The following is a 26,996-nucleotide window of genomic DNA, read 5'->3' as shown; positions in this document are numbered from 1 at the left end:
TTGATCAGGCCGTTTAAAGGAATTCTACCCAAGATTGACGGGTCCGCATACATCGACGAGACGGCCCAGGTGATAGGCGATGTGGCCATGGGGCCCGAATCCTCCGTGTGGCCCAACGTGGTTATCCGGGGCGACGTGAACCATATCATGATAGGCGCCAGGACCAACGTGCAGGACAACTCCGTACTCCACGTCACCCGGCAACCTTCTTATCCGCTCATTCTGGGAGACGACATCACCGTTGGGCATTCGGTGACCTTGCACGGGTGCGTAATCGAAGGCCCGGCCCTGATAGGCATGGGCGCCATAGTGATGGACGGGGCGGTATTAAAACCCAACGTTATCATTGCGGCGGGCGCCATTGTGACGGAACGCACGGTGGTGGAGGAAGGCACGCTTATGATGGGCGCCCCGGCCAGGCCCAAACGCAAACTCACCGAAGAGGAAGTGGCCTTCCTGAAAATATCCTCGAGTAATTATGTGAAATACCGGCTGGACTACATGTAGCCGCTCCTCCTCAGGAAATGGGTTTCGTGTATAATAACCCCCACTAAAAAACGGGGGATTCCACGGGCGCTGGCGCGCTAATGGGCCGCTGGAGCAATAAAGAATCGGAGACGCAATGGCACGCTATAACAAGATAGTAAGGAAAAAAGAAGAAGGCGCGGCGGATATTATCGGCCAGCCAGCCTCTTTATTAGACTACTTAAAGGAAAACTGGGAGAAAGCGGCCATCGGGCTAGGCGGGCTGGCTGTGGCCATGGCGGCGGTTTACGGGGTATGGACATATCTTGGCTCCCAGTCTATGGACGCCCAGGCGAGGCTCTATAACGCCGTTAAAACCGTTCCGCTGGAGGGGGCCTCCATGGCCCAGGCCGACAAGGGGATAACCGCCCTGAAAGCCATGCTGGAAAAAGGCGGATCCAGCCAGACGCTGGCCCAGGGCAGGCTGGAGCTGGCGGCGTTGCACATGAGGAAAAACGATTTCCAGGGGGCGCTGGAAGCCTACAGGGCCGCCAAGGGTGACGCCGGGAAGGGGTCGCTCATATATGAACTTGCCACCGCCGGGGAGGGAAACGCGCTGGAGCTTTCGGGAAAACCGGATGAAGCATCGGCCAGGTTCAAGGAGCTTGTGGATAATTCCAGTTATTACCCCAAACAGGACGCGCTATTGAGCATGGCCTTAAGCCTGGCCTCCGCCGGAAAGAAAGATGAAGCCGTAAAGGCCATCAACCGGCTGAAAACCGAATTTCCGGACTATCTGACCGCCGATTTCCTGAACGACACGGCGCGGCGGATAGAGTCGGGCGCCAAGGCCGCCCCAGCCGCCGCCCCGGCTACCGGCGGGATGTAAGGGCGCCTCTTGTCCATCCACTGGTTCGACATATTCGTGGCCGTATTTCTTACGGCCTCGATGGTTTGGTCATTCTTCAGGGGTTTTGCGCGGGAGGCGTTTTCCCTTTTTTCCGTGGTTGCCGGTTATTTCATGGCCTCGCGCTATTATCCCGGCGCCACCCCTCTATTCGCCAAGTTCTTCGGCGAGGGGACCCTGGCGGACATAGCCGCTTTCGCGGCGCTCTTTTTCCTGACGGTTACATTGGTGGTGGTAACTGGCATATTCGTCCGCCGCGTCCTTCATATTTCATCGGCGCTTTCGGTGGTGGACAAAACCGCCGGGGCAGGCTTGGGCCTTGTGAAAGGTTGCCTTATCCTGGCTATCATCGTTTACCCGCTGGCGCTGGTACCGGCTTTGAAAGAGGAAATGGCCGAAGGCTCTGTGGCGGCTCCTGTCCTGATAAACCTGGGCAGGCTGGGAATGGCCAAACTGGCGCCCAACCTGGCTTCAGACCTGGAGGGCGCGGCCAAGGTAACCGTGGAGAAGACCCGGGAGGCCAAAGATAGGGCCAAAAAGATCACCGACAGCATCAAGGCCGCCGAAGGGCTGTTGAACAATGGGGAGGAAAAGAAATCCCAGGCCAAAAAGGCTCCTGCGGATGAAGCGCCTAAAGAACCGCGCGAGAACGTCAAGCCTAAGGATTCCGGAAGCAAGAAAGCTCCCGCCAAACCCAAAGACATAGGTAAAAAGCCTGAGAAGGACGACATAACCGACTACGACCGGCGCGAGATGGAAAAGCTGTTGGAGCGGGCGGAAAAACCCGGGCGGGGGCGCTAAAAGCCCTATTCGCCCCTTTTAAATAAGGTGGAAAATGTTCAAGACCGTTGAATGGAGAAATGGCCGCGCAAGGCTTCTGGATCAACGCAAGCTCCCCAGCGAGGAGACTTACCTGGAGTACACCACCTACGCCGGCGTGGCCCAGGCCATAAAAGACATGGTGGTTCGCGGCGCGCCAGCCATAGGCGTGGCGGCGGCCATGGGCGCGGCGCTGGGGGCTAAGGCCATAGAGGCGCGTGACCATTCAACGTTCATGGTGGAATTCGACAAGGCGCTATCCACCCTGGCGGCCTCCCGCCCCACGGCGGTGAACCTTTTCTGGGCGATAGACAGGATGCGCGCCGTGGCCTCGGGCTCCATAAGCGAAGGAATCGACGGCCTTAAAAAACGGCTTGAGGAAGAGGCCGTTAGAATCTACAAGGAAGACCTGGCCATCAACCGCAGGATGGCCGAAAACGGCGCGGCCCTTTTCGCCAAAGGCGACGCCATCCTCACCCATTGCAACGCCGGGGCCCTGGCCACCGCCGGGGAATATGGCACGGCCCTTGGGGTGATTAAAGCGGCGCATCTGCAGGGCAAACAGGTTACCGTGTTCGCCGACGAGACCAGGCCGTGGCTCCAGGGGGCAAGGCTGACCACTTGGGAGCTTATGAAGGAAAAAATCCCCGTCACCCTTATTTCCGACAACATGTCGGGCCATCTTATGAAGCTGGGCCGGGTGAACAAGGTGATAGTGGGGGCCGACAGGATAGCCGCCAACGGCGACACCGCCAACAAGATAGGCACCTATTCGGTGGCTGTGCTGGCCAGGCGCCACAACGTGCCGTTTTATGTGGCGGCGCCCATGTCCACCATAGATTTCGGCAAACATGACGGTAGCCAGATACCCATAGAGGAGCGCGACCCAAAAGAGGTGACCCATGTGATGGGAGCATACTCCATCGCGCCGGAAGGGGTGGGCGTGTTCAACCCTGCTTTCGATGTGACGCCTGCGGAGCTTATCACGGCGATTATTACCGAGCGTGGGGTTGCCTATCCTCCATTCAACGAGTCACTGGGGCGCCTGCGGGAATTGAAGGACTGACGGCATAGGCCGGGGGTTTTATTACGCCCGGTCTTCCACCTTCCCGCCTGATAGCTTCGCGCGGATCTCCCCTACTGTGTAAAACGAGCCGGTGACGAGAATCACTCGTTCAGGTTTCCGTGAGCCTATCCATCCCATCAATTCGTCCACCGGCCCTATTACCCGGGAAGGTACTTTGGCCCCGCTGTTTTTCAGCGCCCGCTGGAAGATTTGGGGGTCGGCGGCCCTGGGCACGGAGGGGCTGAAAAAAGTGAAGCTTGCGGCCACAGGCAGAAGGTTGCGGATCATCCGCTTGAACTCCTTGTCGGCCATGGCCCCGAACACAAAATCCACCCGGCCCGCCCCGAACCGCTCCAACAATGTTTCCCGCAGTACCGAGCAGGCCCTTGGATTGTGCGCCCCATCCAGGATTATCGCTGGCTTTTCCGAAACCATCTCGAACCTTCCGGGGCAGGAGATGGAACCGAGGGCGGCGATAATGGACCGGTCATCGATACGATAGCCCCTCTCACGCAACAATAGCGCCACCTGGATGGCCATGGATGCGTTGAGAATCTGTTGGCGGCCCACTAAAGACACGGTGGCTTCTTTAAATACGGTGGCTCCGGATCTGAAATAAAACCTCTCGCCACCCTCGAAAAAGCCCGTGCGCCTGCAATGAAAATCCCGTCCTAACAGGCTGACTGGCGCCCGCCGCCCTTCGGCCGCCGCCAGCGCCACTCCAACCACATGAGGCTGGCGGACGGCGGTAACCACCGGCGCGCCGGGCTTTATGATGCCGCATTTTTCCGCGGCGATCTTTTCCAGCGAGCCCCCCAGATGTTGGCGGTGATCCATGGCAACGCTGGTTATCACCGTCACTTCGGGAGTGGTTACGTTGGTGGAGTCGAACCTGCCGCCCATCCCCACTTCCATCACCGCAAGCCCCACTTTCTCCTCGGCGAAATGCAGGAACGCCATGGCGGTCATAAACTCAAAGTAAGTCACCGGGTCGGCCATTTTTTCAGCGGCTTCTTTGACCCTGCCAACCAGCCGCGCGGCTTGCGGTTTTGTTATCATCTCCCCGTCCACGCTTATGCGCTCCCGGAATGTCTGCAAATGGGGGGAGACATATAGCCCGCATTTTATTCCGGCGAGCGAGACGATAGAGGCGACCATGGCGGATGTGGAGCCTTTGCCGTTGGTGCCTCCCACGTGAACCGTTTTCACGGCCAGATGGGGGTCGCCCAGCGCCGAAAGCAGGGCTGAAGTGTTGGCCAGCCCCAGCTTCATTCCCCGGAAACTCAGCGAATCCAGATAAGCCTGGGCCTTTTTATAATCCATGGGGTTTACGGCCCTCGACAGGTGATTTAGACTGCATCATGATGAAGCCATTTTGGCAGACACCGGCGCAAGTTATCAAGACCGGCAGGAACTGCGGCCTTTTTTATTTTCAACAGGGGTCGCGGGCGGGTATTCTTAACGTCCATAGACGGTCAGTTGAACCAAAGGCCATTAGCGCAAATTAAACCGCCCATGAAAATCATCCCGGTAATGGACATTTTGAACGGCCAGGTAGTGCGGGCCGCCGGAGGGTTGCGTAGCCAGTACAAGCCATTGGTGTCACCATTGCTAAAAAACGCGGGCCCGTTTCATTTCGTGGAGCGGTTGATGGAATCTTTCAACTTTGAGCTATTCTATATAGCTGATTTGAACGCGATAATGAAACAGGGTGACAACCAGGCGGTGATAAAAGAGCTGGCGGAGCGGAGCGGCGCCCGGTTTCTTGTGGACGGCGGCTATACCTCACAGGAAGACATCCTGGAGAGCCCAGCCATAACCCCGGTTATCGGCGTGGAGACATTTACGCGGTGGGAGGCTGTAAAGGAATCGCCCAACGCCTTTTTTTCACTGGACACGAAGAACGGCGAACTGGTCTCCGCTAAAAAGGGGATGACAATAGCCATGGCGCTGGAAATCCTCAGGAGGGCGGGTCATCGAAAATACATCCATCTCCGGCTGGAAGCCGTTGGCGGAAGGGGATTCAACCCTGCCGCCGCGTTGAGCCCCTTTTCCGGGGAGGAATGGCTTTATGGAGGCGGCGTGACTTCCTGCGGCGATATAATGTCGCTGGAAAAAGCCGGGTATGGCGGGGCGCTGGTCTCCACGGCCCTGCATGATGGAGTTCTTTTGGAGAGCCAACAGGCCATATGAAAGTCACCGTTTACGCGTTGATACACGACGACCCTTACGCCGTGGGGGAGCTTATGAGCGTTTTGCCCAGACAAAGCGAGCCGCCCATGGAGATAGTATCGTTCATTCCTTACGACCTTTCGGACGCCAGCATGAAGAGGATCGAGAAACGGTCCAGCGCCATCATTGTCGTGCCGGACCTTCTGTACGGCTCCGCCGTCAACCGGGCCATCGCTGAGCGGGATGACGATGTCATCGTATTTCTGGACTCGTCGCTGGTCCCCTCAAACCAGGTGTGGATGGAAAGGCTGACCCACCCGATTATTTGGGGCGACGTGGACGCCGTGGCAGGGCGGATGGCCCAGGACCTTTACACGAATTTTTTCATCCAGAACGATTTTGCGGTGGATCTGAAAAAGGCCGAGGAAACAGGCCGTCTGCCGTTTTTCCATTTCATGTTCTCAAACCTGGCGGGCTCAAGGCGGTTCTTCCTGGACAATCCGTTCCCGGCCCTGTACATAGAAGATTTCATACTTGGATGGGCCATAGAGAACAGTGGCAAAGTGACCTATTGCAAGGACGCGGTCATACATCCGCTCATCCACTTCACCGCGGACGGCTACATGCTCCTGTACCAGCGGCTGGCGCGGGCCTTGCGCGGGCGGGTAAGGTTCCCGCTGTTCCGGAGCGTGGACATTTTCTTCCGGGGCATATGGCGGGATTTTTGGCGGATGTACCAGAATGGCAATCCGCTGTGGATGTTCTATTCAATCTATATGCGGCTCATCCAGGCGTTCGGTTTTTATTCCGGCAGTTTTTATCGCACGCAGATGTAACCGCCATCCTCAACCGCCGCTTGTGCCCCCCCCGGAAAGCTCCCGGCGCCAGTCTTTCTGGAGGACTTCCATGTTGATGGAAACCAGCTCCGGGCGCCTATCCAAAAGCTCCACAGCCCCGTGCGCATCGAACGGTTTTCCCGCCTTACCTAGCTCGGCGCAAAGAACCCGCATCAGGGCCAGGTCTTCGTTCGTGTCCACGGTAAGCCTGTAATTTTTACCGGCCAGATATTCCGCGGGATTGGCGGCGCGGACTTTAAACCGTCCAGGCTGGCTGTGTATGAATGGGGTGACATGTTCCCGGTATGGGGTTTCCCGCGCCTCCTCCCAAGCGGACTTCAACGCATGCAACGCCACAACCTCGGCGGTGGAGCCCAAGGGAACCACTCCGTTGGCCCCGGTGTAATCGGACCCGGAATCCAGATGGGACTTTATCATCAGGTCAAGGGTAACAGAGTCCAGCAGGGGATTGTCCCCCGTGGCGCGTATTATGGTGTCCGCCGGGCACAATTTGGCGGCTCCTATGAACCTGTCCAGCACATCATCCTCCGAACCCCTGTGGCAAAGGATACCCTCGCGCCGGGCCAGCTCAAAAACCTCGTCGTCGGCCGGAGACAGGCTGGTGGCGATGACCACATCGTCCACCAGCGCGGCGGCGCGCAGGCGGCTTGTCACCCAGAGGATAAGCGGCTTATCGCCTACGGGCTCTAAAATCTTCCTTCGTAACCTGGTGGATGCCACCCTGGCCTGCACAATGGCTGTCACCCCGCCCATTAAACATTAATCCCCTTCATTTGACCGACAGGGCATTATCTTACAAACCTTGGCTACCTGGGAACCTGGAATCACCCGAGGTCTTTTTATTTGTAACCATTCATTTCAAAATTCTTTATATGGCTTTTTGCATAAATTCAATTTATCATTAGCGCTTACCATGAGTTGGGGTATCATGGGCTCATGCATTTTCTAGTTTCCCTGCAAAATTCAAATTTGACTTCAGATGCTCAAGAATAAGACCGTTCTGGTGGCCGAAGACAATGTTACGGTGCGCCGTTTCATCTCCTCGGTGCTGAAGAACCAGCTAAACTGTCCCAGCATCGTGCAAGTATCCAGCGCCAACGAGGCTATCGACATAATAAAGGCCAAAAGCCGACGCTCACCCATAAGCCTGATTCTCAGCGACTGGGAAATGCCGGGAATGACCGGGGACGAGTTCCTGCTGACCATCCGGGAGGATCAGGACACCGCCGACATCCCTTTTATAATGGTCACGGCCCGGAACGACCGGGACTCCATAATCATGGCGGCCCAAGCGGGGGTTTCCGAGTATTTAGTCAAACCCTTCTCCGCGGCTGTGCTTATCCAGAAGATCACCAGGGTTATGGGCCTGCTGGAACGGCGCGCCATGAACCGGTTCAAGTCTTTAAGCGAAGACAAGGTAGAGCTTATCTTTAACGAGCAAACCCGGTACAACGCCTCCCTGGTGAACGTTTCGCAAACGGGGCTGTTGGCCAAAACGCCCCTTTTCCATCATGGTTCAGTATCCATATATGACGAGCTGGAACTGGACATTCACGCCTCAGGGGTACAGATAAAGGCCCGGGGCGAGATTGTGCGTATGGAGGCGGACCGGGACAACCCGAACGATAGAAACGTTATGCTCATCGCTTTCCAGTTCTGCGAACTGGAGGAGGGGGAGGCCAAGAAGCTGAAAACCATCATCTCGGGGCTTCTTAATATCGACACTCCCGCCGCCGCGGTTTCCCCCCTTCTCGCCAAGGAGGAGAAGCCAGCCGAGCCGCCGAAGAAGAAGCGGCTGGATATGGACCTTTAAAATCCCGCCAACGCTGTTTGGTCTGTCCAATTGCCAGCGAGGGTTAAGGCTTACTGGCACATCACAAAAAACATTTTCCTGTCGTCCAGCCTCGCGCCGGTGAGGCCGTGTTTCCATCCGCATCCGCTGTCCAGAGCTATCATATCTTCACGGATTACCGCCCCTTGGGCCGCCCAATGGCCGCAGACCACCACTTTATCCTTGGTCATCCTGCCGGGATGAAGGCTCCATGGGATATAACCTGGCGGCGCTTCCGCCGGCGGCCCCGTGAACGAGAGATCCATCTTGCCATGCATGGTGATTACCCGCATTCTCACCATGGCGTTGACTATGGAGCGAATCCTCTCCATCCCTGGTAAATTTTCGTCCCAATGGTCCGGCCCGTCTCCAAAAAATCCGGCCATGGCCTCTTTCCATCCGTGCGAGCGTAGAACAGACTCCGCTTCGGCGGCATGTTTTAGAGCATCCTGGGCGGACCACTGTGGCATGAGCCCAGCGTGAACCAGAAAGTATTCCCCTTCTGCATACAGTAACGGGCGTCTCCTGAGCCAGTCAATTATCTGGCCTGCGTCTGGAGCGGAAAGAATATCCTGGAATGTGTCCTTGTGGCGGATGTGGCGCGCCCCTGCGTACACCGCCAGCATGTGGATTTCATGGTTGCCCAGCACTGCCACGCAGGAAGTTCCCAGGCTCATGGCCAGCCGCAGAACTTTTAAAGAGTCTTCGCCACGGTTAACCATGTCTCCGGTGAGCCAAAGCTTGTCGCTGGCGGGGTTGAATTCCATCGCGGCCAGAAGGCGCTGGAGCGGCTCAAAACAACCTTGGATATCGCCAATGGCGTAAATGGCCACAGGGCGTTATAACGGGGCCAGGCCGTTTTCCGCGATGCGCACGGCCTGGATGAGGGCTTTTCCCTTGTTGTCGGTTTCCTGGTGCTCCCGCTCGGGGACGGAATCCGCCACTATGCCAGCTCCCACTCCCAGGTAGGCCACCCCATCCTGGATTTGGAGCGTGCGGATGGAAATGGCCATGTCCATGTTGCCGGAGAAGGAGAAATAACCCACCGCGCCACCGTAGATGCCCCGGCGCGTCCCCTCCAGCTCCTCGATTATCTCCATGGCGCGAATCTTTGGCGCCCCCGACAGGGTGCCGGCCGGGAAAATGGCCCTCAGGGCGTCGTACGCGTCCTTGTCGTGGCGGAGCGCCCCTTTCACGTTTGAGACTATGTGGATGACGTGGGAGTATTTTTCGATGTTCATGAACTCGTCCACTTTCACCGTGCCGCCGATGGACACCCGGCCCACGTCGTTGCGCCCCAGGTCCACAAGCATAATATGCTCCGCCCGTTCCTTCTCGTCGGCCAACAGGTCTTCGGCCAGGAACCTGTCCTCCTCCGCGTCCTTTCCCCGGGGCCGTGTGCCGGCGATGGGGCGAGTCTCAACCACCCCATCCTCCACCCGGGCCAAAGACTCCGGCGAGGCGCCCACAACTTTCACCCCGCCGTAATTGAGATAGTACATGTACGGCGACGGGTTCAATGCGCGCAACGCCCGGTAAACCTGAAAGGCCGGGGCCGATATTTTCGCTTTAAGCCTGCGCGCCAGCACAACCTGGAAAATGTCACCTTCTTTTATGTACGCCTTGCACCGGTCAACGTTCCCCTCGAACACATCTTTTCCCATGGCGCTCTCAAAAGCCACATTGGGGTCGCCAACTACCGGCTCGATGTCGGGCAATGGTTTTTTAAGAAGGGCTATGATGGAATCAATTTTTGAAAGCGCTTTTTCGTAGGCCTTTTCCGGCGCTTCCCCGCCCACATAGGCGTTGGACACCACCTTGATGGTGTTCGATATGTTGTCGAATATCAGTATAGTGTCCGTAACGGCGAACAGCGCGTCGGGCGTGCCAAGGTCGTCCACCGCCGTCTGCGGCATTTTTTCGAAGAACCGCACCACGTCGTAGGTAAGAAACCCCACAGCCCCGCCATAAAACCTTGGCAGGCCGGGAACCCGCACAGGCTTGTAACGGGCCATCAGCCGCCTCAATTCATCCAGAGGGTCCCCCTCGGCCTTGCGCGTCGTCTCCTGCCCGTTTTCAGTAACGGTAACGGTTTCCCCGTGATACTTGAGGATTATGGAGGGCGCTTGACCGAGGAAGGTGTACCTGCCCCATTTCTCCCCCCCTTGCACGGATTCCAGCAGGTAGGAAAAAGGGTTGTCCCCCAGCTTGAGAAACGCCGACACCGGAGTCTCCAGGTCCGCGAAAATCTCCCGGTAAACAGGGATTAAATTGCCCTCTTTCGCCAGTTCGGCGAACCTCTCCCGGCTTATGGAGGGTTTGGAGCAGGATAGGGAATACATTCGCCGCAGTCACTCCGTAATGATGGCGTCCGCCTCGATTTCCACAAGCATCTTCGGGTCTATCAGCCTGCTCACCTCCACCATTGCGGTGGCGGGGCGGATGTCGCCGAAAACCTCGCCGTGGGCCCTGCCGGCCTTCTCCCACTCGCCGATGTTCACCATGTACATGCGTGTGCGTACCACGTGATGGAGCCCCGCTCCGGCCTTATTCAGCGCGGCGCCGATATTTTTGAGCGCCTGGGCGGTTTGGGCGTAAACGTCTCCCTCGCCGACTATCTTTCCGGTCTCGTCGGTGGCGGTGGTGCCGGAGACTGATATTACGTTCCCAACCCGCACGGCGCGGGAATAGCCAATTATAGGCTCCCACTTGGAGCCGGTGGATATGTTCTGTCTTGCCATGTAACTCTACCCCTCCAAAACTCGTCGAAAAACTCTGTTTCCAGTCTCGATATGATACCCCAACCCGCCGTGGAATTGGCGGGGAATTGAGCGGTGTAGCGAGGAGGATTCGATTGACCTGCTTCCCCGGGGCAGGGTTTCAAACCAGCCCCGGAGGGATTCGAACGTTACACCTTGGTGAGGGACAATGTGTACTCCACCGTCAGCGTCTCCTGAGCGCCGGTGGACGTGGTCACCGTAACCGTGCCGGATCCCGCGCCGGTGATGGTTGTGTCGGTATAAACGCCGGAGGAAGAGCCGGAAAATGACACGTGCGGCCCCGACCCCGAAGAACTCATGGTGAACGCGCCGTTATCGAACGTGCCCGTCCAGTTGGCCCAGGCCTCGTCCCCAACATACCGGCATGAAGCTGTCTCAGCCGCGCCATATGTGTCCACGCTGGTGGTGGTTCCACTGGCGGTTCCATCGGTGTTTATCGTAATGGTGATGGGACTGCTTAAAGCGCATTCGGCCAGGCGTTCCAAGCGGCTTGCCCCTTCACGGTACACGGTCTGGTCCAAGGTTCCAGAATATGTGGAACTGTCTGATGAACTGCTGGAAGAAGAGCCCGCGCCGCAAGCGCCAAGGGTTAAAGCGAACAAGACAAGAACATAAACGGTTATCTTTTCCATATCTCCTTCGCGTCCCCCAGGTAAATGTACATTATGTTACATTGCCAGCGGAATTCTACTATACGCCCCCAGGATTGCAATTTCCATCCCCCTTTTGGTTATGTATCAAACCTCGCAACCGGGACGAAAAAAAACCGGGGAGAAAACTCCCCGGCGTACCAATGATAAATGGATTTAAGCGAAATGCCTTTTTAGCAGGCCTTCCAATATTTTCGCGTGGCGGGCTTCGTCTTCCGCGGCGATCTTGAAAAAACCGGCCAGGTCGTGTTTTCCCTCGGCGGAGGCCAGTGAAGACGCTTCGTTCTTCCCTTTGTGGGCGTTGCGCTCACCAGAAAGCATCATCTCCATGTCTTTTTTCAGGTCGTCGGCCAGCTGGCTTGATGTGTCCAGCTTTCCCTTCACCCCGGCGTCCCGGTGGCCGCGATGGATGAAGTTGGCGCCGTGATAGGCCTCCTCGGCGGCGATGCGATAGAGGGCCTCGGCGACTTCGCCCAGTCCCAGGGTTTGCGCTTTTAGCGCCATGCCCATGTAATGGGTAACTTCCCAGGTTTCCCCTTTTATGTTGGCGTCCACATAAGCCGGGAGGTCCATGGCGGCCGCGGCGCCGGTGGCCTCTTCAAACTTGGCTTTGGGGGCGTAGCACACGGGGCAGGTGTCGGGGGCGGTTTCTCCGGTGTGGATATAACCGCAAACAAGGCATTTCCATTTTTTCATGTCAAGTTCTCCACTTGGTTTTAAGATAAAAACCCCTTAGCTCGTTACGAAAGGGATTGTTTTTCAAAAAGCGACCCTTCGGGAACCAAAAGTTTAGAAAGATTCTAAATCAAGTTTTCAGCGAAGTCGATAATAAAATCAGGGAAAAGGTGATTAAAAGATTAACACAAAAAGGCGGGTCGCAATCCGGGGTCTGGCGATAAAAAAACTACGGTAAAAACTTTACAAAATGAATGGCGGGGGCGCAATAAACGCTCCCCCCGCCTATGAATTATTTCCCCGCTTGCATCTCCTCGGCGGCTTTCATTACCTGGTACTGGGGCGGTTCGTAGATGCAGAAAGGCTCTTCGGCCATGTAATCGCCACCGGTGTAGAAGAACGCCCGGGCGCGGCACCCTTCGCAAACGGCCTTGTAGTCGCACATGCCGCATTTGCCTTCCAGCTTCTCCACGTCGCGCAGGGTCCTGAACACCTCAGCGTTGTCCCAGATGTCTTTGAAGGGCGTGGACAGCACGTTACCGGCCTCCAGCGGGAAATAACCACAGGGGAACACCTGCCCCTTGTGGGAGACAAAACAAATGCTCTGCCCCGCAAGACACCCCTTGGTCATGGCGGCCATGCCGTGGGTTTTCGGCGTAACGGTTATCCCCTCCGCCGCCGCCTTCTGCCGCATGATGCGGAAATAGTGGGGGGCGCAGGTGGCCTTGGTCTGTATCTTGCCCTCTTTGGAAACCTCGTAGAACCAGCTTAGGATCCGCTCGTAAGCCTCCGGATCCAGCGACTGGTCTTTCTCTATCTGCACGCCGCAACCCACCGGCACCAGCATGAAAATGTGCAAAGCCTCGGCGCCAAGGTCTATGGCGTTCTGGTATATCTTCTGGACTTCATGGGCGTTGTGCTTGGCGATGGTACAGTTTATCTGCGTGCTCATCCCAAGCTCCTGCAGGTACTTCATGCCTTTTATGGCCCGCTCGTAAGAGCCGGGCAACTGCCGGAACTTGTCGTGAGTCTCCGCCGAAGCGCCGTCCAGCGAGATGGATACGCGCTGGATCTTCGCATCCACAATCTTCCTGGCCACCTCTGGGGTTACCATGGTGCCATTGGTGGCCAGCGCCACCGTGAGCCCCTTCGAATCGGCGTATTCCGCCAACTCGTAGATGTCCGGGCGAAACAACGGCTCGCCGCCGGAAAGCACCAGTATGCATGGGGAGGTGGCGGCGATGGCGTCTATCAACTGTTTGGACTGTTCAGTGTCCAGGTCATCTTTCATCATCTGGTGGGCCACGTCCAGCCTTCTGCAGTGGACGCACTCCAGGTTGCAACCGGCGGTGGTCTCCCAGAACACCAGACGGAGCTGATTGGCCGAGTTCATCATGAACTTCCTGGCCATGTCACCGGCGGAGTCTGTTTCCTTTATATCCTTGTAAACATCCTTTATGACCGCCTCGCGCGGATGTCCGCCAGGGTGGCCGCCAGGATGCCCTTTGCCATGGGGATGGGACATCTCGATTTCCTCCCCTTTACGCCGAAACGCCGGATTTGGACAACAGATGCTCCGGCACGGGAAAATCCTCCCCCTTGGCCTTAAGCTCCGCCCTCATCTCCGGGGTTATGCCGCATTCCTCGTCTGTAAGGTAACAGGCCGGGTCTGGCGCCGTGGGGTCGCCGTAAACCAGGTCCGCCCGCACCCTCAAGGCGCCGCCGCACATCATGAGGAACTTGCACTTCGTGCACTTGCCCTTCAGGTTGTCCAGCCGGTGTTTGAGCACGTTCATCAGCTTGTCGCTCTCGTCCAGCCATATCTCGGAGAAGCGCCGGTCCCTCACATTGCCGAAGGTGTAATGCATCCAGAACTGGTCCGCATGCACATTGCCAAGGAAATCTATGTCGGCGAAAGATACGCCGGAGGAATACCTGCCGCCGCCGTTCCATTCCAGCGATTTCCTGACCTGCCCGGCCCGCTCCGGATCTTTCTTTAACAGCTTAAGGTACATGTAAGGCCCGTCCACGTGGTTGTCCACGGTAAGGATGTCTTTCTGGAGACCGCGTTTGTGGAAATCCTCGGTGCGGTCCAGGATGATGTCCATGGCGTGACGGGTCTCCTCATGGGTCAGGTCTTCCCCGGAAATCCCCTGCGCCCTGCCGGAATAAACAAGGTGATAGAAACAGGCCCGCTGTATCCCCTCCCGTTCGATGAAATCGAATATGGCGTGGAGGTTTTCGTAATTGTGCCGGGTGAGGGTCAGCCGCAGGCCCACCCTCTGGCCGATGGCCACGCAGTTTTTGAATCCGCGCATGGCCTTGTCGAACGCGCCCTTCTTGCCCCGGAAATGGTCGTTTATCTCGCCGATGCCGTCCAGGCTTATACCCACATAGGTGAAACCCAGGTCTTTAATCCGCTGGGCGGTGGTGTCGTCTATAAGCACCCCGTTGGTGGAGAGGGTCAGCCGCAGGCCAACTTCCCTGGCGTGACCGGCCAGTTCCCAAATGTCTTTACGCACCAGCGGCTCGCCGCCGGAAAGAAGCAGGGCGGGAATGCCGAACTCTTTTAAATCGGTGATGAGGTTTTTGCCTTCCTGTGTGGAAAGCTCCCCTTCGTAGGCTTTCTCCTCGGAATCGCTATAACAATGTATGCACTTCAGGTTGCAGGTGCGGGTGATGTTCCACGCCGTCACCGGGCGCCGTTCCGAAGAGGATTTGGGTACCGCGTGGGCGTTGGGGCGCGATTTCATGTGATGGGACTGCTTCCCGTAACGGATGGCGTCCCCTTCGTTCTCTTCCTGGCAATATAAGGCTGAAATGCCTATCATTGATTTTTACTCCTTCGTGTTAGCAAAGTGATGGCGCCCGGCAATTCCAACATGCGTTTATCGCTGGCGGCTCGCCACACTGACCATTGATAAAGCTTATCATTTTGGTCAGGTTTTACGCAACCGGTTTGGGCGCCCGTATTGAAACATAAACCTACCCGCCTTCCGCAAGCGTTTTAAAGGTTAACAGCTGTTTGCGCATCATAAATGAATCTCCCGGCGGCAACAGCATCCGCATTAACGGCCCCATCAACAACCCTTTGGGGTACCCGGCGCGCATTTTCACAAGAAGGCGGCATTGGTTGTCCGGCAATGGCTCTATCAAATAACTGATGACAATGTCGCCGAACATGAATCGCCATGCGGGCCAATCCCTGCTCCTGATGGTGACATGCCGGTCTCGCTCGAACTCCACCAGTTCAAAACCCGTCATGAAAACCTGCCCGATCCGCAAATCCGTTATCCCATCGGAAAGGCTACGGGGGCTTGTCCGGCCGAAGTTATCCAGCCAGTCATAACTGTATGGCGCCACCCTCATTTGGCACAACCATGGAAAAAGTTTTTCCGCTTTGGTTTTTACAGTAACGCCACGGAAGAAAATGGCGCCAGGAGGATCTGGAACTTTATCGCAGGGATATTGAAGAAGTTTCTCTGCTGGCGTTACGCCCCAGTCAAAGAAGCGCCCCCAGGTATTCGAGATCATCTTTTCGAATGACACGTTGGCATGCCCATGAACTGCGGAACCCCGCAGGAGAGTTGGTTACTGGCCGCCGTGGCGACGCCTGTATTTGTAAGGAGAGATATAATCGCTCCGGCCCCATACACCCGCCTTGTCGGCCTTGGCCGTTTCTTCGGCTTCCTTGAGCTGGTCCACATATTCCCTGTTGTACGCCGCGGGCCTGGAGCGCACAGGCTCGTAAATCTCCGCCAGCCCCCGGCGGACCATTTCCACGTTCACGTTCAGTTTATCGAGGAAAATCATTCCTTCTGTCTTGCCTGTGCTGTCTTTGCCCAACGCCTCAATGATAACCTCCTGGTTCATCACAAGCCGTGACAGCGCGTCCATGGAATCCTTGAATAGCGGTTGCCTTTCGTTGGTCACATAGTCCATGTCGGGAGCGTCGATATAAGCCAATTGCACACGAATGGTTTGGCCCTTGTCATCCTTTATGGCAACGGTATCCCCATCGTACACACGGATAACCTTGCCCCAGATAAGGTTTTGCTCCGTTTCCGGTTGAGCATGGGATGTATTGGGGGAATAGACAAGAAGCATTAAGAAAACGGCGTAAGACAAATAAATTCGCGCGAACAAAATGCTACTCTCCCGAATTTAATTCCGATCCGTCTGTATTTCCAAAGGGCATGGCGCTCCTCGCATCCATGCATGCATCATAGTTTAAATGTAACTAGTTGAATATCTTAAATTAGGCTTTGTACAAATTGCAACATTTTAAACCTGATGGCATGAGCCGGGACACGCGCGCGCCGGTTGTCGTATAATTGGCAATGTATGGCAGACCGAAGTAATCAAATAATAAAATCCAGTCCCCCTCCGGAAGGGATATTGTTTCTGGCGGGGTTTTGCCTGATCATCCTCCAGTTCTTCATGATCCGGGAAATATCCGCCATGCTCATGGGGACAGAGCTTGTGATCCTCCTGGTAACCGTGGCTTATTTCGCCGGTTACTCCATAGGTTACGGCGCCGCGGGCTTCTTTACCGAAAGGATGATAAAGGCCGCCGCCGTGGTCACCTGGCTATTGCACATAACCCTTCCATTCTCGCTCAGATATATTGGCGGAGCGTTGGTGGAAAATCGGGGGTATGGCGCGGCTTTCTTCTTCATTTTGTTCTTCACCGCCTTCGCCCTGTCTTCATTTTTCAGCCTGCTTCTGCCAAGGTTCATTGACACCCACAATGGTGAAAAAAGCCTGGCCCGGCTATACGGGGCGGAACTGGCCGGGGCGGTGGCGGGTGTTGGGGCGATTGTGTCTGGCGGCGCAATGGAACAATGGGCGCTCCCCCTGGTTTACCAAACGGCTTTGGCCCTTATCGTGGGACTCATGCTGAAACGGGTGGCGGCGTGGCCCGCGCTTTTAATGGGCGTCGCCGCATATGGCGCCGTCTTTGACGATATCCAGCGTCAAAGTATCAGCTATTATTATCATTCCGCCGGTATATTGGAAGACGCCGAGACGATTCAAAGCGTCAACTCGCCATACCAGAAAGTGGACTTTTTAAGGACCGGCCACACCAATCGGCATATTTTCTTGAACGGGAGACATAACTATGGCTCCAGCAAGCTTAGCCTGTTCAACACATTTCTCACCCGTGTGCCAATAATCCTGACGCATCCGAAAGAGACGCTCATAATCGGCTCGGGCTCCATGGAATCAGTCCGGTACGCGTCCAAGCATTCGGATTTCGTCACAACCGTTGAAATAGACGAATCTGTAATAAACGGCTCCCGCAAGTTCCTGTGGGACATTAACAGGCTTGACCAGGTGAACAACTGGACACTGGTCATAGAAGACGCCAAAAGGTTCCTGGGAAGCGGTAGCAAGAAATACGATGTAATAATCGTGGATGTGCCTGTGCCTCTTACAATACAGGTTGGGCTTTTGCATTCCGTTGATTTTTATCGCATGGCCAGGGAACGGCTCACGGAAAACGGCGTAATCTCCGTAGCGCTGGGCGGCACCTTCCGGCGGGACAACCCCACGCCCCAAACGGTGGCTTCCGCGGTGGCGGAGGCGTTCGAGGACTTTGTGGTTTATACACCCGACAAGGCGGGCAGGAGCTTCGCCATCGGCGGAAGGCGTCTCACTTTCAACTCCAATGACCTGGTGGAGGCCAGCCAATCGCTGGGAGCCGAGGAAGTGGATGTTTATCTAAAACCGGTCGCGGTTAACATAATAGATGGCCAGCCGCCCATACGGATGACATCTGTCGGATATCCTGTTAAACGGAGTCTCAACAACATTTATTACAAGGTGCATGGAAAAGACCTGGACAGTTTATTCGGCATGGATTTCTGATGATCTCTAATATCCTGAAACATTCATACGCCCTGTCCATGGGGGTTTTCTTCGCCGTGCTACAAACCTGCTATTTCTTCCAATTGGAGATTTGGGTGACCGCCGCTTATCCAGGCTTTCTCACCATCACAGTAGCCTGGCTGGCAGGATCCGGCTTGGGGCTTTGGCTGGCGAATAAACATTCAGGTCATGGCCTCACCCCATTAAACCTCACCCTATGGCTAGCCGCCAGTGTTTTAGCTTTCTATCTATCCGAGGGATTGTGCGGTTACGTACCTTTCCGAATTGAAATGTTGTGGATCCATGGCATTTTGATCGGAGTATCAGGGGCCCAGGCAGGGCACTTTTTTGCGGCCCATTCAAAAATATTCAACAGATCTTCAACCCTTTTCTTCATGGAAAACAATGGGTTTGTTGTTGGCTGGATCTTGGGGTTCCTGGGTTACATATCATTGGGGATCCCTTTTGCGAACTTGGCTCCGGTGGCATTGGCCGGCTTATTGGTGGGCCTGTGGACAGTCATACAGAAAATCCCCTGCCCCAATGAGGAAACAGCGCCGTTGGAAACCGGAATTGGATAGGCATTTCAGGGAAACGGGGGAATGCGCGGTATTGACTGGAACTGATTGATTGTAAAAGCGGTTTAAGGGCGCAGAAGTTTCTTATTACCCAGTCCATCGCCCCTGTTTGACAGACTCTGTAATGGCGGCGTCTTCCTTCAACCGCTGGGCGATTTTGTCGGCGATCTCTTCGGATTTGACCTTGTAGGTCTTTTCCTTAATCTCCCGTTTGAACCGCGCCACCAGTTCCGACCGGACACCGGTTATTTCAGCCATAACACCCTCCATAGACTCTTCTCACCTTATACGGCATCTTTAATATCGGCTGGACCGGGAAAAGACATTAGACCTTTTTTTTCGTTGCCCCATTATTGTTGATAAACTAGCGCATGGATAACCTTCTTTTAGCAAATAAAACAGTCAAATTCAGCCAAGTTGTGATATAAATTACACTAATTATAAATAGCGCAAATATCGCAATCCAAAATATATAGAGGGGCTTAGCGATTTCCATGAAACTATCCACCAAGCTGATCGCAGGATTCATTGCGGTTGCCATTCTTACCACCCTTACAGGTGTAATAGGGCTTTTCGGCGTCATCCGCATGAGCGGGCACCTCAATGAAGTTGGCGTTGTCCGGTTGCCTTCGGTACAGGGTCTGCTAATGATGGCCGAAGGGCAGGCATCAGCGGGCATGGCCATGCGCACCCTCACCATTGCCGAACTGGAGCTGGAAAAGAAGAAACCCCAGTACGAGCGTATGGCCAAATACCTGGACAAGGCGGAAAGAGGCTGGAAGATTTACGAGCCCCTTCCCCAAACCACTGAAGAAGCCAGGATGTGGCAGGAATTCGTGCCCGTGTGGAAAAAATGGAGGGAGGAGCTGGACAAAGCCCTGGCCATGTCCCGCGAGGTGGATGAAACGAAAATCGACACCCCGATGGAGCTTAAATGGAACATCAAGTCCCGTCTGCTGGAGCACGTGGAATGGATTGAGAAACTCAACGACGCTGTAATCCATAAAAGCGAATTCACCGGCCAAATAGACCCAACCCAGTGTAATTTCGGTAAATGGTATTACGCCTATAAAACCGAGAGCCCCAAACTGCAGGAAGCCCTAAAGGCCATAGAGGAACCCCACCGTCATCTGCATGAAGCCGGGAAAAGGGTGAAAGACCTTATTGCGGTAGGCAGGCAGGCTGAAGCGATAAAGGTGCTACAGGAAGCCGAGGCCACCGCCATGGTGGTCCGCCAGCAGATGGCCACCATCCACGATGTGGCCAACGAGGCCGATGAAAAGGTGGAGGCCATGCAGGACCATGTGCTTGGGCCCGTGGCCGAGAATTTCGCCAAATCCAACAAACTGCTGGACGACCTGGTGAAACTCAACGTGGACATAGCCGAGGAGGCCGTGAAAACCTCCGAATCCGACTCCAGCATCACCCAGGTAGTTATGGTGGTGGTGGTGATAGTGGCCGCCATCCTGGCCATGGGGCTTGGCATTTGGCTGGCCCGTTCCATATCAAAACCGATAATGGTCATCGTGGATGAGCTTAGCGAAGGATCCGGCCAGGTGACTTCGGCGGCGGGGCAGATTTCTGGGGCCAGCCAGTCGCTGGCTGAGGGCGCCACGGAACAGGCCTCCTCGCTGGAGGAGACATCATCGGCGCTGGAGGAGATAACCTCCATGACCCAGCAGAACGCCGACAACGCCAATCACGCCAACTCGCTGGCCAGGGATACCCGCACGGAAGCCGAGAAGGGCGCCGAGGCCATGCACGAGATGATATCGTCCATGCGGGCCATAAACCAGTCATCGCAGGAGATCAACAAGATCATCAAGGTCATCGAGGAGATAGCCTTCCAGACCAACCTTCTGGCCCTCAACGCCGCGGTGGAAGCGGCCCGGGCCGGGGAGCATGGCAAGGGTTTCGCCGTAGTGGCCGAAGAGGTGAGGAACCTGGCCCAAAGGTCCGCCACGGCCGCCAAGGACACCGCGGCGCTTATCGAAGACGCGGTGAAAAAAGCCGCCAGCGGCGGAGAGATAGCCGACAAGGCTGGCCAGATGCTGTCCGGCATCGTGGAGAGCGTGAAGAAAATGACCGACCTTGTGGGCGAGATTGCCGCCGCGTCCAACGAACAGGCGCAAGGGGTGGACCAGGTGAACAAGGCCATCACCCAGATGGACTCGGTGACCCAGCAGACCGCCTCCAACGCCGAGGAGACCGCCGCCGCCGCCGAAGAGCTGTCGGCCCAGGCGGAGTCCATGAAAGGTGTCGTGGATAGGCTTACGGGCCTCGTCGAGGGCACTCATGGCGGCTCCAGGGGCCGCGCCGCGGGAGGGGCGTCCACTGCTCGCCCCGGCGGCAAGGCCACCAGGCCGGTGAAGGGTCTTGTGGGTGGAAGGGCTCCCAAGAAGCCTGCCGAAGACAAACCCGCCAAGAGTTCCGGAGGCGCCTCCAAGGGGGATCATTTGATCCCTCTGGATGACGATGATTTCAAGGATTTTTAGGGCGGTCCGATACAGGCTTAACAGGGCTGGAGGCTTGTAAAAGCTCCCGGCCCTTTTTTTTATGGTTGCGCTAATCAGGCTGGTTGTAGAGCACCAGGTTGTAGAGAAGCTCGCTTGCGTCCGGGTCTATCCCGGTAAACTTAAGCCCCATCCCCGGCCCTTGCTCCGGCTCGGAAAGCCCCTCGTCCATGGATATCACCCGGGCCACTATGAACCGGCCGTTTATCTGTTCCCGCCGCATGCCGACGCTCAAGATCAACGAAAAATCCCCCTCGCTCCCCAAGGGCAACGGCTTGGCGGTGGACACGAAGACCCCGTTCATGCTGATATCGTGGGTGCGTTTGTAAACGGTTATCTGCCCCCCGTGGTTTATCACGATCTCGGTGATGAAGTGGATCCTTTTCCTTTTCCTTCTGCCCTTGGGATCGTTGATATCGGGAGTCATTCAACCCTCACGCCTGAGCCAATATGGTTTCCGGTATCTTGTCCAACGAAACTATCTTATCCACGGCCCCAACCTTTATGGCCTCCTTGGGCATTCCGAACACCACGCAACTGTCCTCGTCCTGGGCGATATTGATAGCCCCGGACTGTTTCATGGCCAGCATCCCTGTGGCCCCATCGGCGCCCATCCCGGTCATGATAACCCCTATGGCGTTTTTGCCGGCGGTCTTGGCGACCGAGTTGAAAAGCACCTCCACCGATGGCCGGTGGCGGCATACCAGCGGGCCATCCTTCACCTCCACGTAATATCTGGAGCCGGACCGGCGAAGAAGCATGTGTTTGTTGCCCGGCGCTATAAGACAGTTCCCCGGAGTGACCGAATCGCCATCGCTGGCCTCTTTTATCCGGATTGTGGAAAGGGAATTCAGCCTCTCGGCGAATGCCCGGGTGAAGGTCTCCGGCATGTGTTGGACAACAACGATTCCCGGCGCGTTGGCGGGCATGCGCGACAACACCTCTTTTAACGCCTCGGTGCCGCCCGTGGAGGCGCCGATAGCCACAACCTTGTTGGTGGTGGCTACCATGGCTGTCAGCGGGGCTTTCACCGCCGCCGGATGGCTGTCCACCTTGCGGACCCGCGCCCTGGAGGCCGCCTTCACCTTATCCAGAAGCTCCACGGTTATCTCACTGAGGTTGTGCTTTTCCATCACCGGTTTGGCCACCACGTCCACAGCGCCCGCTTCCAGCGCCGCCAGTGTGGTTTCCGCCCCTTTTTGAGTCAGCGACGAGACCATGACCACGGGAATGGGAAAGTGCTTCATCAGTTTTCGCAGGAAGGTCACCCCGTCCATCCTGGGCATCTCCACGTCCAGGGTGATAACATCGGGCCTCAGTTCCACCACCTTGTCCCTGGCCACGAAAGGGTCAGGCGCGGTGCCCACCACCTCTATGTCCCTGTCGGACGACAGGGCGTTGGATATAACCTGCCTTGCGATGGAGGAATCGTCCACCACCAATACCCGTATCTTGGCCATGTCAACCTCTAGCCGTCATAATGCGCAAAACCCCGCCGTGGAGGTTTAGTATAAAAGCTCTTCCGGATCGCAAAGATCCAGAGCGTCCAAAAGCACAATGGTGCCTTCGCCGGTCCTGCCGATGCCGTATAAAAAATCCGTGGGAACGCTACCGTGAAACTGTTGCGGCGGGGCGATATCCTTCCCCGCTATGGTCACAATACCCTTTACATCGTCCACCAGAAGGCCGGTGGTGACTTTGCCGATCTCTATTATCACCACGTTTTTCTCGTCATTACCGCCGGAGCCCATCCCCAGCCGGCGCCGCAGGTCGAACACCGGGATTATCTGGTCACGCAGGTTCATCACACCCTGGACGAAGGATTTGGTGTTAGGCACTGGAGTCACTATCTCGCGCAGTATTATCTCCCGTACCTTGAGTATCTCAACGCCGAACAACTCACTGTCCAGCTCGAAGGAAAGGAAAGTGACAAGGTCTTCGTCATGAATAACCCTGGAAACCCTTTCCCGCTCTTCATGGGCAGGTTGGGGGATGGGAGAGGAAGGTTTTTCGGGAACTTCCACTCGCGTGTCGCTTACGGGTTGGGACTGTGGCGGGACAGGGGAAGCTGAGGTAGCCGCCGGGGCCTGCGGGGCCTGGCGTTTCGGTTCCTCCCGTTTGGGCGCGTGCCCCATCCCTTTTTCCTCCCGCACGCGCCCCACTATCTCCCTTAGCGCGTCGAGCCCTGAAAACATCTGGTCCATCTCATCGGCCGTGGCGGCTTTCCGCTCCCTTATCCCATCCAGGAATGTCTCGAATTTCATTCCCTCGGTATGGATTGGCCCTAGCCCGAGCACCCCGGCGTTCCCCTTGATGGAATGGACGCGGCGGAACATGTCGTCTATGGCCCCGGAAGCGAACCCCTCTTTTTCTATAATCAGGATAAGCTCCTCGATAGCCTCCAGGTGCGACTGGGTATCGGTGAAAAATTCCGCCATCAGATCGTCGTTCATTTTCCCGCCACCCTAAACAACCATGCCTTCCTGCATGAGCCCTTCCACGTTGAGCACAAGCCCCACGCGCCCGTCGCCGAGTATGGCCCCGCCCAGGATGCCTTTTATGTTCCTGAAAGTTTTGCCCAGGTCTTTTAACACAACCTGGGTCTCCTCCACGATCTCGTCCACCATGAGGCAACACCGCTGGCCGTCCTTGTCCAGCACCATCACAACCCCGTCCCACGGGTCGGTGAACTTCGGCTTTACGCCGAACACGTTGTGAAGCCTTAAAAGGGGGTAAAGGGTGTTCCTTATCTCCACCACCTCACCGGCCCGTTTGACGGAGGATATCTGCCCCCTTGCGGGCTTCAACGACTCCCTCACCCACTCCATGGGTATTATGTAGCTTTCCTTGCCCACGGCCACCAACAGGCCGGAAATGGTAATGAGCGTGTTGGACATGGGCATGGTTATAAGGAAGGTGGTTCCATTACCCAGGTCGGTATCAATGTCCACCTTCCCCTTGGCCTCCTTGACGGCGGTGATCACCACGTCCATTCCCACCCCGCGGCCCGAAACGTCGGTGATTTTCTGGGCGGTGGAGAACCCGGCGGCGAATATAAGCCGGTAGGCCTCCCTGTCGGGCATCAGTTCCGCCGCAGCCTGGCTGATTATGCCTTTTTCCACAGCCTTGGCCCTCAACCGGTTGGCGTCCAATCCCCGCCCGTCGTCCTTAACGGTTATCACAAGGTCGCCGCCATCCTCCTCGGCCTTCACGAAAACTTTGCCTATGGGATCTTTATCAACCGCTACCCTCTCCGTGGGCGGTTCCAGGCCATGGTCCACGGCGTTTCTTATGATGTGGTTCATGGGCGCCTCCAACTGCTCGAAGAGGCTTTTATCTATGAGCAGGTCTTCCCCGGCCATGGAGAAATCCACCTGTTTGCCGGTGGAGTTGGCCAGGTCGCGTACCATGCGGGGGAGTTTCTGGAAAATGCCGTTTATGGACACCTTGCGGACTTCCGCCAGCCCCCGCTGGAGTTTGAAGGTCAACTCGTTGAACTCGAGGTTTGCGTTCTTGAACTCCGAGGCGATCTTGCCCGGATCAACACCCAGTTCTATTTTCTTCTGCAGGTAATTGAAAACCTCGGCGTTGATTATAAGTTCCCCCACCAGCGCCATGAAGCCGTCTATCTTCTCCTCTTCTATGCGCATGGTTTTCCTGATGCCGGCTTTTTTTTCGGTGACCTTTTCCGCCTCTTTGGATACCTTCTCGGCCACGGTATCCTCGGTTTTCTTGCGCTGGAGCTCCGCCGCCTGCTGAATGGCCTCCGGCGTGACCTTCCCCTGCTCCACCAGGATGTCCCCAAGCCGTTTCTGCGACGAAAGGGCCTCGGCCACGTCTTTGTGGCTTATCACCCCCTGCTCCACCAGGATCTCCCCCAGTTTGGGGACAACCCCCTCTTCCTTCGCCTCGTCCCCCAGCACGGCAAGTTTCAACTCCTCCACCAGCGCAAAAAGCGCGGTGACTGATGGCCGTTGCAGGAGGCCGTCTTCGGCTAGCACCCGCCGCATATCAAGGATGCGCTGGAACAGCACTTGCGGAGTGGGTTTTTCTGCCTCGTCGGCGGAGGCGAGTATGCGCTCCACAACCGCCAGGGCGTGGCTCTCCTCATCCTTGAGGTCTCCGCTCAGGTCACCGGCGGCCAGCCTTTTGAACATGCCGTCCAGACAGTCTTTGCCTTTCAGGAGCAAGTCCACAATCTCGGAGGTTACCGTCCGTTTTCCTTTGCGAAGCTCGTCTAGCAGGTTCTCGAACTTGTGGGCGAAGTTGCGGATATGGTTCAGGTTGAAAAAAGAGGCCGAGCCCTTGATGGAATGGACGGTCCTGAATATGGAGTTTATGACATCGGAGTCCTTTGGATTTTTCTCCAGGGATATGAACTGGGCGTCCAGGCCGTCCAGTTCCTCCATGGTCTCCTTGATGAACTCGTCAAGGATCTCCTTGTCAATCCCGTCCATCATCATGTTCAGTGTTTCCTGCATACCATCTGTTTGATGAGGGCTTCCCATTTGGCCAGCTTGGCGACGGCCTCATCCACGGCCTTCCGCATAATCGAAAGGTCGTCCAACGGTTTCAGGAAACAGTCGTTGGCGCCGTAGCGCAGGCAGGTAAGCACGTTCTCGATGGACACCACCCCGGTCATCATAATCACCTGGATCATGCCGTTGAACTCTTTTATCTTCCTGAGAAGCTCTATGCCGTTCATCTCCGGCATCATGATGTCGGAGACTATAACCATGTAATTCTCGTTCTGGATCATGCGCAGGGCTTCCCTGGGGGAGTTTACGCTGTCCACATGGTATTCGTTCATCTTGAAGTAACGGGTGAGGGAGTTTGTTATCCCCTCTTCATCGTCAACTATCAGAATTTTTGTTTCCATCACTGTCACTGCTGTTCTTGTTTTCTGTATATGGTGGGCTGGACGTACTTGAACCGGTGTTGCACGCCCGTCAGGCTTTCCGAATGGCCGATTAAAAGATGGCCGCCCGGAGCCAGCGCGTTGTAAAACTTGTTTATCAGCGTCTGCTGGGTCGGCTTGTCGAAATAGATCATCACGTTCCGGCAGAATATGAAGTCGAACTTGCGCTTGAACGGGAAAGTGGGCGTCATCAGGTTGAAACGCTTGAACTGCACGATACCCCGCGCTTTCTGCCCCACCCTGTAGAACTTCTCATCGTTGATGTGTTCGATATCGAAATACCGGGGTAGAAGCTCTTTAGGCACCGACTTGACCTGTTCGGCGGTGTATATACCCCGGGCGGCTTTGGCTAGCACTTTGGTGGAAAGGTCCGTGGCCAGGAGCTTTACGTCCATGGAAGGCATGCTCTCCAGCGTCTCCAGCAGGATAAACGAGATGGAGTAAGGCTCCTCCCCCGTCGAACAGCCTGCGCTCCAGGCGCGGATCTCTTTTAACGGGTCTGTTTTCTTTCTTAGCAGGACATCCGGCAGGACATTCTTTTTAAGATAGTTGAAATGGTTGGCCTCCCGGAAAAAGCTTGTGAGGTTTGTGGAAATCGCGTCCAGCAGGGTGACAAGCTCGCTCTCGCTTACGTCCTGGGTGACGTATTTATAATACTCCATGAAGGAGCGGAACCCTCCCTTGCGCAGGCGGCCGCCAAGCCTTGTGCGCACCAGCTCTTTCTTCCCCTCGTTGAGATTTATGCCGCTCTTCTCGAAGATGAGCGCACGGAACATCTCAAACTCCCTGTCCGACAGGTCCAGGGGCCCGTAGGCCAAAGTGTCAGCGTTTACCGGCATTTCCCTCTCGTAGCGCGTAACGGGCGCTCATAACCCAAGTCACATTTCTGGCGAA

28 protein-coding genes are annotated in these 26,996 nt (G+C 56.1%); 10 read left to right on the top strand and 18 right to left on the bottom strand.

Features of this window, described 5'->3' with window-relative positions; genetic code table 11:
* The 4 genes from HY751_12815 (at window position 1) to mtnA (ending at window position 3,257) form a co-directional block, all read left to right on the top strand.
* Window positions 1-507, top strand: coding sequence for a gamma carbonic anhydrase family protein (locus tag HY751_12815; GenBank protein MBI4667277.1), 507 nt, complete (start codon window positions 1-3; stop codon window positions 505-507).
* 115 nt (window positions 508-622) lie between these two features.
* Window positions 623-1,354, top strand: coding sequence for a tetratricopeptide repeat protein (locus tag HY751_12810; protein ID MBI4667276.1), 732 nt, complete (start codon window positions 623-625; stop codon window positions 1,352-1,354).
* A 9-nt stretch (window positions 1,355-1,363) separates the two neighbouring features.
* The gene (locus tag HY751_12805; GenBank protein MBI4667275.1) at window positions 1,364-2,173 is read left to right on the top strand and encodes a CvpA family protein; all 810 of its coding nucleotides are present in this window, start codon (window positions 1,364-1,366) and stop codon (window positions 2,171-2,173) included.
* 34 nt (window positions 2,174-2,207) lie between these two features.
* Window positions 2,208-3,257, top strand: a complete 1,050-nt coding sequence (gene mtnA / locus HY751_12800; GenBank protein ID MBI4667274.1) for an S-methyl-5-thioribose-1-phosphate isomerase — start codon at window positions 2,208-2,210, stop codon at window positions 3,255-3,257.
* Between the two features lie 21 nt (window positions 3,258-3,278).
* Here mtnA and HY751_12795 read toward each other — a convergent pair whose 3' ends face one another.
* Entirely contained in the window at window positions 3,279-4,580 is a 1,302-nt protein-coding gene (locus HY751_12795) for a bifunctional folylpolyglutamate synthase/dihydrofolate synthase (GenBank protein MBI4667273.1), read from the bottom strand.
* Window positions 4,581-4,772: 192 nt separating this feature from the next.
* On the opposite strand from HY751_12795, the gene HY751_12790 reads away from it, so the two are divergent.
* Together HY751_12790 and HY751_12785 are read left to right on the top strand one after the other, a co-directional pair.
* The gene (locus tag HY751_12790) at window positions 4,773-5,450 is read left to right on the top strand and encodes a hypothetical protein (GenBank protein MBI4667272.1); all 678 of its coding nucleotides are present in this window, start codon (window positions 4,773-4,775) and stop codon (window positions 5,448-5,450) included.
* On the top strand, window positions 5,447-6,265 hold the full coding sequence (locus tag HY751_12785; GenBank protein MBI4667271.1) for a hypothetical protein: 819 nt from the start codon (window positions 5,447-5,449) through the stop codon (window positions 6,263-6,265). Before HY751_12790 ends, HY751_12785 begins: the two co-directional genes overlap by 4 nt.
* 9 nt (window positions 6,266-6,274) lie before the next feature.
* Here HY751_12785 and HY751_12780 read toward each other — a convergent pair whose 3' ends face one another.
* Window positions 6,275-7,039 (bottom strand): glycosyltransferase family protein, encoded by a 765-nt coding sequence (locus tag HY751_12780; protein MBI4667270.1) that lies wholly within the window; start codon window positions 7,037-7,039, stop codon window positions 6,275-6,277.
* A gap of 226 nt (window positions 7,040-7,265) precedes the next feature.
* Between HY751_12780 and HY751_12775 the strand changes: the two genes are divergently transcribed.
* Window positions 7,266-8,099 (top strand): response regulator, encoded by an 834-nt coding sequence (locus HY751_12775; protein ID MBI4667269.1) that lies wholly within the window; start codon window positions 7,266-7,268, stop codon window positions 8,097-8,099.
* A gap of 50 nt (window positions 8,100-8,149) precedes the next feature.
* Here the strand turns inward: HY751_12775 and HY751_12770 are convergent, their stop codons facing one another.
* The 9 genes from HY751_12770 to HY751_12730 all read right to left on the bottom strand — a co-directional run bounded on the left by HY751_12770 (window position 8,150) and on the right by HY751_12730 (window position 16,329).
* Window positions 8,150-8,950: a symmetrical bis(5'-nucleosyl)-tetraphosphatase gene (locus tag HY751_12770; GenBank protein MBI4667268.1), complete on the bottom strand. Its 801-nt coding sequence runs from the start codon at window positions 8,948-8,950 to the stop codon at window positions 8,150-8,152.
* A gap of 6 nt (window positions 8,951-8,956) precedes the next feature.
* Window positions 8,957-10,459 carry an anthranilate synthase component I gene (gene trpE, locus HY751_12765; GenBank protein ID MBI4667267.1) on the bottom strand — a complete coding sequence of 501 codons (1,503 nt, stop codon included), beginning with the start codon at window positions 10,457-10,459 and terminating at the stop codon, window positions 8,957-8,959.
* A gap of 9 nt (window positions 10,460-10,468) precedes the next feature.
* Window positions 10,469-10,858 (bottom strand): RidA family protein, encoded by a 390-nt coding sequence (locus tag HY751_12760; protein MBI4667266.1) that lies wholly within the window; start codon window positions 10,856-10,858, stop codon window positions 10,469-10,471.
* Window positions 10,859-11,025: 167 nt separating this feature from the next.
* Window positions 11,026-11,529 (bottom strand): hypothetical protein, encoded by a 504-nt coding sequence (locus HY751_12755; protein MBI4667265.1) that lies wholly within the window; start codon window positions 11,527-11,529, stop codon window positions 11,026-11,028.
* Window positions 11,530-11,703: 174 nt separating this feature from the next.
* On the bottom strand, window positions 11,704-12,243 hold the full coding sequence (locus HY751_12750; GenBank protein ID MBI4667264.1) for a hypothetical protein: 540 nt from the start codon (window positions 12,241-12,243) through the stop codon (window positions 11,704-11,706).
* 271 nt (window positions 12,244-12,514) lie between these two features.
* A complete protein-coding gene (locus HY751_12745; protein ID MBI4667263.1) occupies window positions 12,515-13,618 on the bottom strand; it encodes a radical SAM protein in 1,104 nt (367 codons plus the stop codon).
* A gap of 145 nt (window positions 13,619-13,763) precedes the next feature.
* Window positions 13,764-15,053: a radical SAM protein gene (locus HY751_12740; protein MBI4667262.1), complete on the bottom strand. Its 1,290-nt coding sequence runs from the start codon at window positions 15,051-15,053 to the stop codon at window positions 13,764-13,766.
* A gap of 154 nt (window positions 15,054-15,207) precedes the next feature.
* The gene (locus HY751_12735) at window positions 15,208-15,591 is read right to left on the bottom strand and encodes a hypothetical protein (protein ID MBI4667261.1); all 384 of its coding nucleotides are present in this window, start codon (window positions 15,589-15,591) and stop codon (window positions 15,208-15,210) included.
* A gap of 222 nt (window positions 15,592-15,813) precedes the next feature.
* On the bottom strand, window positions 15,814-16,329 hold the full coding sequence (locus HY751_12730; GenBank protein ID MBI4667260.1) for a thermonuclease family protein: 516 nt from the start codon (window positions 16,327-16,329) through the stop codon (window positions 15,814-15,816).
* Between the two features lie 237 nt (window positions 16,330-16,566).
* On the opposite strand from HY751_12730, the gene HY751_12725 reads away from it, so the two are divergent.
* Together HY751_12725 and HY751_12720 are read left to right on the top strand one after the other, a co-directional pair.
* Window positions 16,567-18,093 carry a hypothetical protein gene (locus HY751_12725; protein MBI4667259.1) on the top strand — a complete coding sequence of 509 codons (1,527 nt, stop codon included), beginning with the start codon at window positions 16,567-16,569 and terminating at the stop codon, window positions 18,091-18,093.
* On the top strand, window positions 18,093-18,674 hold the full coding sequence (locus tag HY751_12720) for a hypothetical protein (GenBank protein ID MBI4667258.1): 582 nt from the start codon (window positions 18,093-18,095) through the stop codon (window positions 18,672-18,674). Before HY751_12725 ends, HY751_12720 begins: the two co-directional genes overlap by 1 nt.
* Before the next feature lie 84 nt (window positions 18,675-18,758).
* On the opposite strand, the gene HY751_12715 is transcribed toward HY751_12720, so the two are convergent.
* A complete protein-coding gene (locus tag HY751_12715; protein MBI4667257.1) occupies window positions 18,759-18,929 on the bottom strand; it encodes a flagellar biosynthesis anti-sigma factor FlgM in 171 nt (56 codons plus the stop codon).
* Between the two features lie 236 nt (window positions 18,930-19,165).
* Between HY751_12715 and HY751_12710 the strand changes: the two genes are divergently transcribed.
* A complete protein-coding gene (locus HY751_12710; protein MBI4667256.1) occupies window positions 19,166-21,166 on the top strand; it encodes an MCP four helix bundle domain-containing protein in 2,001 nt (666 codons plus the stop codon).
* Between the two features lie 70 nt (window positions 21,167-21,236).
* On the opposite strand, the gene HY751_12705 is transcribed toward HY751_12710, so the two are convergent.
* The 6 genes from HY751_12705 to HY751_12680 are packed head-to-tail and all read right to left on the bottom strand — an operon-like array spanning window position 21,237 to window position 26,941.
* Window positions 21,237-21,611: a PilZ domain-containing protein gene (locus HY751_12705; GenBank protein ID MBI4667255.1), complete on the bottom strand. Its 375-nt coding sequence runs from the start codon at window positions 21,609-21,611 to the stop codon at window positions 21,237-21,239.
* Window positions 21,612-21,618: 7 nt separating this feature from the next.
* Complete coding sequence (locus HY751_12700) at window positions 21,619-22,644, bottom strand: chemotaxis response regulator protein-glutamate methylesterase (GenBank protein MBI4667254.1); 1,026 nt, start codon at window positions 22,642-22,644, stop codon at window positions 21,619-21,621.
* A 45-nt stretch (window positions 22,645-22,689) separates the two neighbouring features.
* A complete protein-coding gene (locus HY751_12695) occupies window positions 22,690-23,637 on the bottom strand; it encodes a chemotaxis protein CheW (GenBank protein ID MBI4667253.1) in 948 nt (315 codons plus the stop codon).
* A gap of 12 nt (window positions 23,638-23,649) precedes the next feature.
* Window positions 23,650-25,665 (bottom strand): chemotaxis protein CheA, encoded by a 2,016-nt coding sequence (locus HY751_12690; protein ID MBI4667252.1) that lies wholly within the window; start codon window positions 25,663-25,665, stop codon window positions 23,650-23,652.
* Entirely contained in the window at window positions 25,650-26,063 is a 414-nt protein-coding gene (locus HY751_12685; GenBank protein ID MBI4667251.1) for a response regulator, read from the bottom strand. Before HY751_12685 ends, HY751_12690 begins: the two co-directional genes overlap by 16 nt.
* Window positions 26,064-26,068: 5 nt before the next feature.
* On the bottom strand, window positions 26,069-26,941 hold the full coding sequence (locus tag HY751_12680; GenBank protein MBI4667250.1) for a protein-glutamate O-methyltransferase CheR: 873 nt from the start codon (window positions 26,939-26,941) through the stop codon (window positions 26,069-26,071).
* Between the last annotated feature and the right edge of the window lie 55 nt (window positions 26,942-26,996).

The organism is Nitrospinota bacterium (genome assembly GCA_016208975.1).
Taxonomy (GTDB): Bacteria; Nitrospinota_A; UBA7883; order UBA7883; family JACRLM01; genus JACQXA01.
Note: the sequence above shows the minus strand (reverse complement) of the source record. Positions and strands in the feature narration are given on the sequence as shown.

Coding starts and splice junctions, on each gene's coding strand:
- HY751_12760 (MBI4667266.1), bottom strand. CDS start 10,858: ATGGCAAGACAGAACATATCCACCGGCTCCAAGTGGGAGCCTATAATT.
- HY751_12705 (MBI4667255.1), bottom strand. CDS start 21,611: ATGACTCCCGATATCAACGATCCCAAGGGCAGAAGGAAAAGGAAAAGG.
- HY751_12740 (MBI4667262.1), bottom strand. CDS start 15,053: ATGATAGGCATTTCAGCCTTATATTGCCAGGAAGAGAACGAAGGGGAC.
- HY751_12685 (MBI4667251.1), bottom strand. CDS start 26,063: ATGGAAACAAAAATTCTGATAGTTGACGATGAAGAGGGGATAACAAAC.
- HY751_12695 (MBI4667253.1), bottom strand. CDS start 23,637: ATGAACGACGATCTGATGGCGGAATTTTTCACCGATACCCAGTCGCAC.
- HY751_12710 (MBI4667256.1), top strand. CDS start 19,166: ATGAAACTATCCACCAAGCTGATCGCAGGATTCATTGCGGTTGCCATT.
- HY751_12735 (MBI4667261.1), bottom strand. CDS start 15,591: ATGAGGGTGGCGCCATACAGTTATGACTGGCTGGATAACTTCGGCCGG.
- HY751_12700 (MBI4667254.1), bottom strand. CDS start 22,644: ATGGCCAAGATACGGGTATTGGTGGTGGACGATTCCTCCATCGCAAGG.
- HY751_12790 (MBI4667272.1), top strand. CDS start 4,773: ATGAAAATCATCCCGGTAATGGACATTTTGAACGGCCAGGTAGTGCGG.
- HY751_12715 (MBI4667257.1), bottom strand. CDS start 18,929: ATGGCTGAAATAACCGGTGTCCGGTCGGAACTGGTGGCGCGGTTCAAA.
- HY751_12725 (MBI4667259.1), top strand. CDS start 16,567: ATGGCAGACCGAAGTAATCAAATAATAAAATCCAGTCCCCCTCCGGAA.
- HY751_12720 (MBI4667258.1), top strand. CDS start 18,093: ATGATCTCTAATATCCTGAAACATTCATACGCCCTGTCCATGGGGGTT.
- HY751_12680 (MBI4667250.1), bottom strand. CDS start 26,941: ATGCCGGTAAACGCTGACACTTTGGCCTACGGGCCCCTGGACCTGTCG.
- HY751_12750 (MBI4667264.1), bottom strand. CDS start 12,243: ATGAAAAAATGGAAATGCCTTGTTTGCGGTTATATCCACACCGGAGAA.
- HY751_12730 (MBI4667260.1), bottom strand. CDS start 16,329: ATGCTTCTTGTCTATTCCCCCAATACATCCCATGCTCAACCGGAAACG.
- HY751_12755 (MBI4667265.1), bottom strand. CDS start 11,529: ATGGAAAAGATAACCGTTTATGTTCTTGTCTTGTTCGCTTTAACCCTT.
- trpE (MBI4667267.1), bottom strand. CDS start 10,459: ATGTATTCCCTATCCTGCTCCAAACCCTCCATAAGCCGGGAGAGGTTC.
- HY751_12810 (MBI4667276.1), top strand. CDS start 623: ATGGCACGCTATAACAAGATAGTAAGGAAAAAAGAAGAAGGCGCGGCG.
- HY751_12775 (MBI4667269.1), top strand. CDS start 7,266: ATGCTCAAGAATAAGACCGTTCTGGTGGCCGAAGACAATGTTACGGTG.
- HY751_12690 (MBI4667252.1), bottom strand. CDS start 25,665: ATGCAGGAAACACTGAACATGATGATGGACGGGATTGACAAGGAGATC.
- mtnA (MBI4667274.1), top strand. CDS start 2,208: ATGTTCAAGACCGTTGAATGGAGAAATGGCCGCGCAAGGCTTCTGGAT.
- HY751_12745 (MBI4667263.1), bottom strand. CDS start 13,618: ATGATGAACTCGGCCAATCAGCTCCGTCTGGTGTTCTGGGAGACCACC.
- HY751_12785 (MBI4667271.1), top strand. CDS start 5,447: ATGAAAGTCACCGTTTACGCGTTGATACACGACGACCCTTACGCCGTG.
- HY751_12780 (MBI4667270.1), bottom strand. CDS start 7,039: ATGGGCGGGGTGACAGCCATTGTGCAGGCCAGGGTGGCATCCACCAGG.
- HY751_12795 (MBI4667273.1), bottom strand. CDS start 4,580: ATGGATTATAAAAAGGCCCAGGCTTATCTGGATTCGCTGAGTTTCCGG.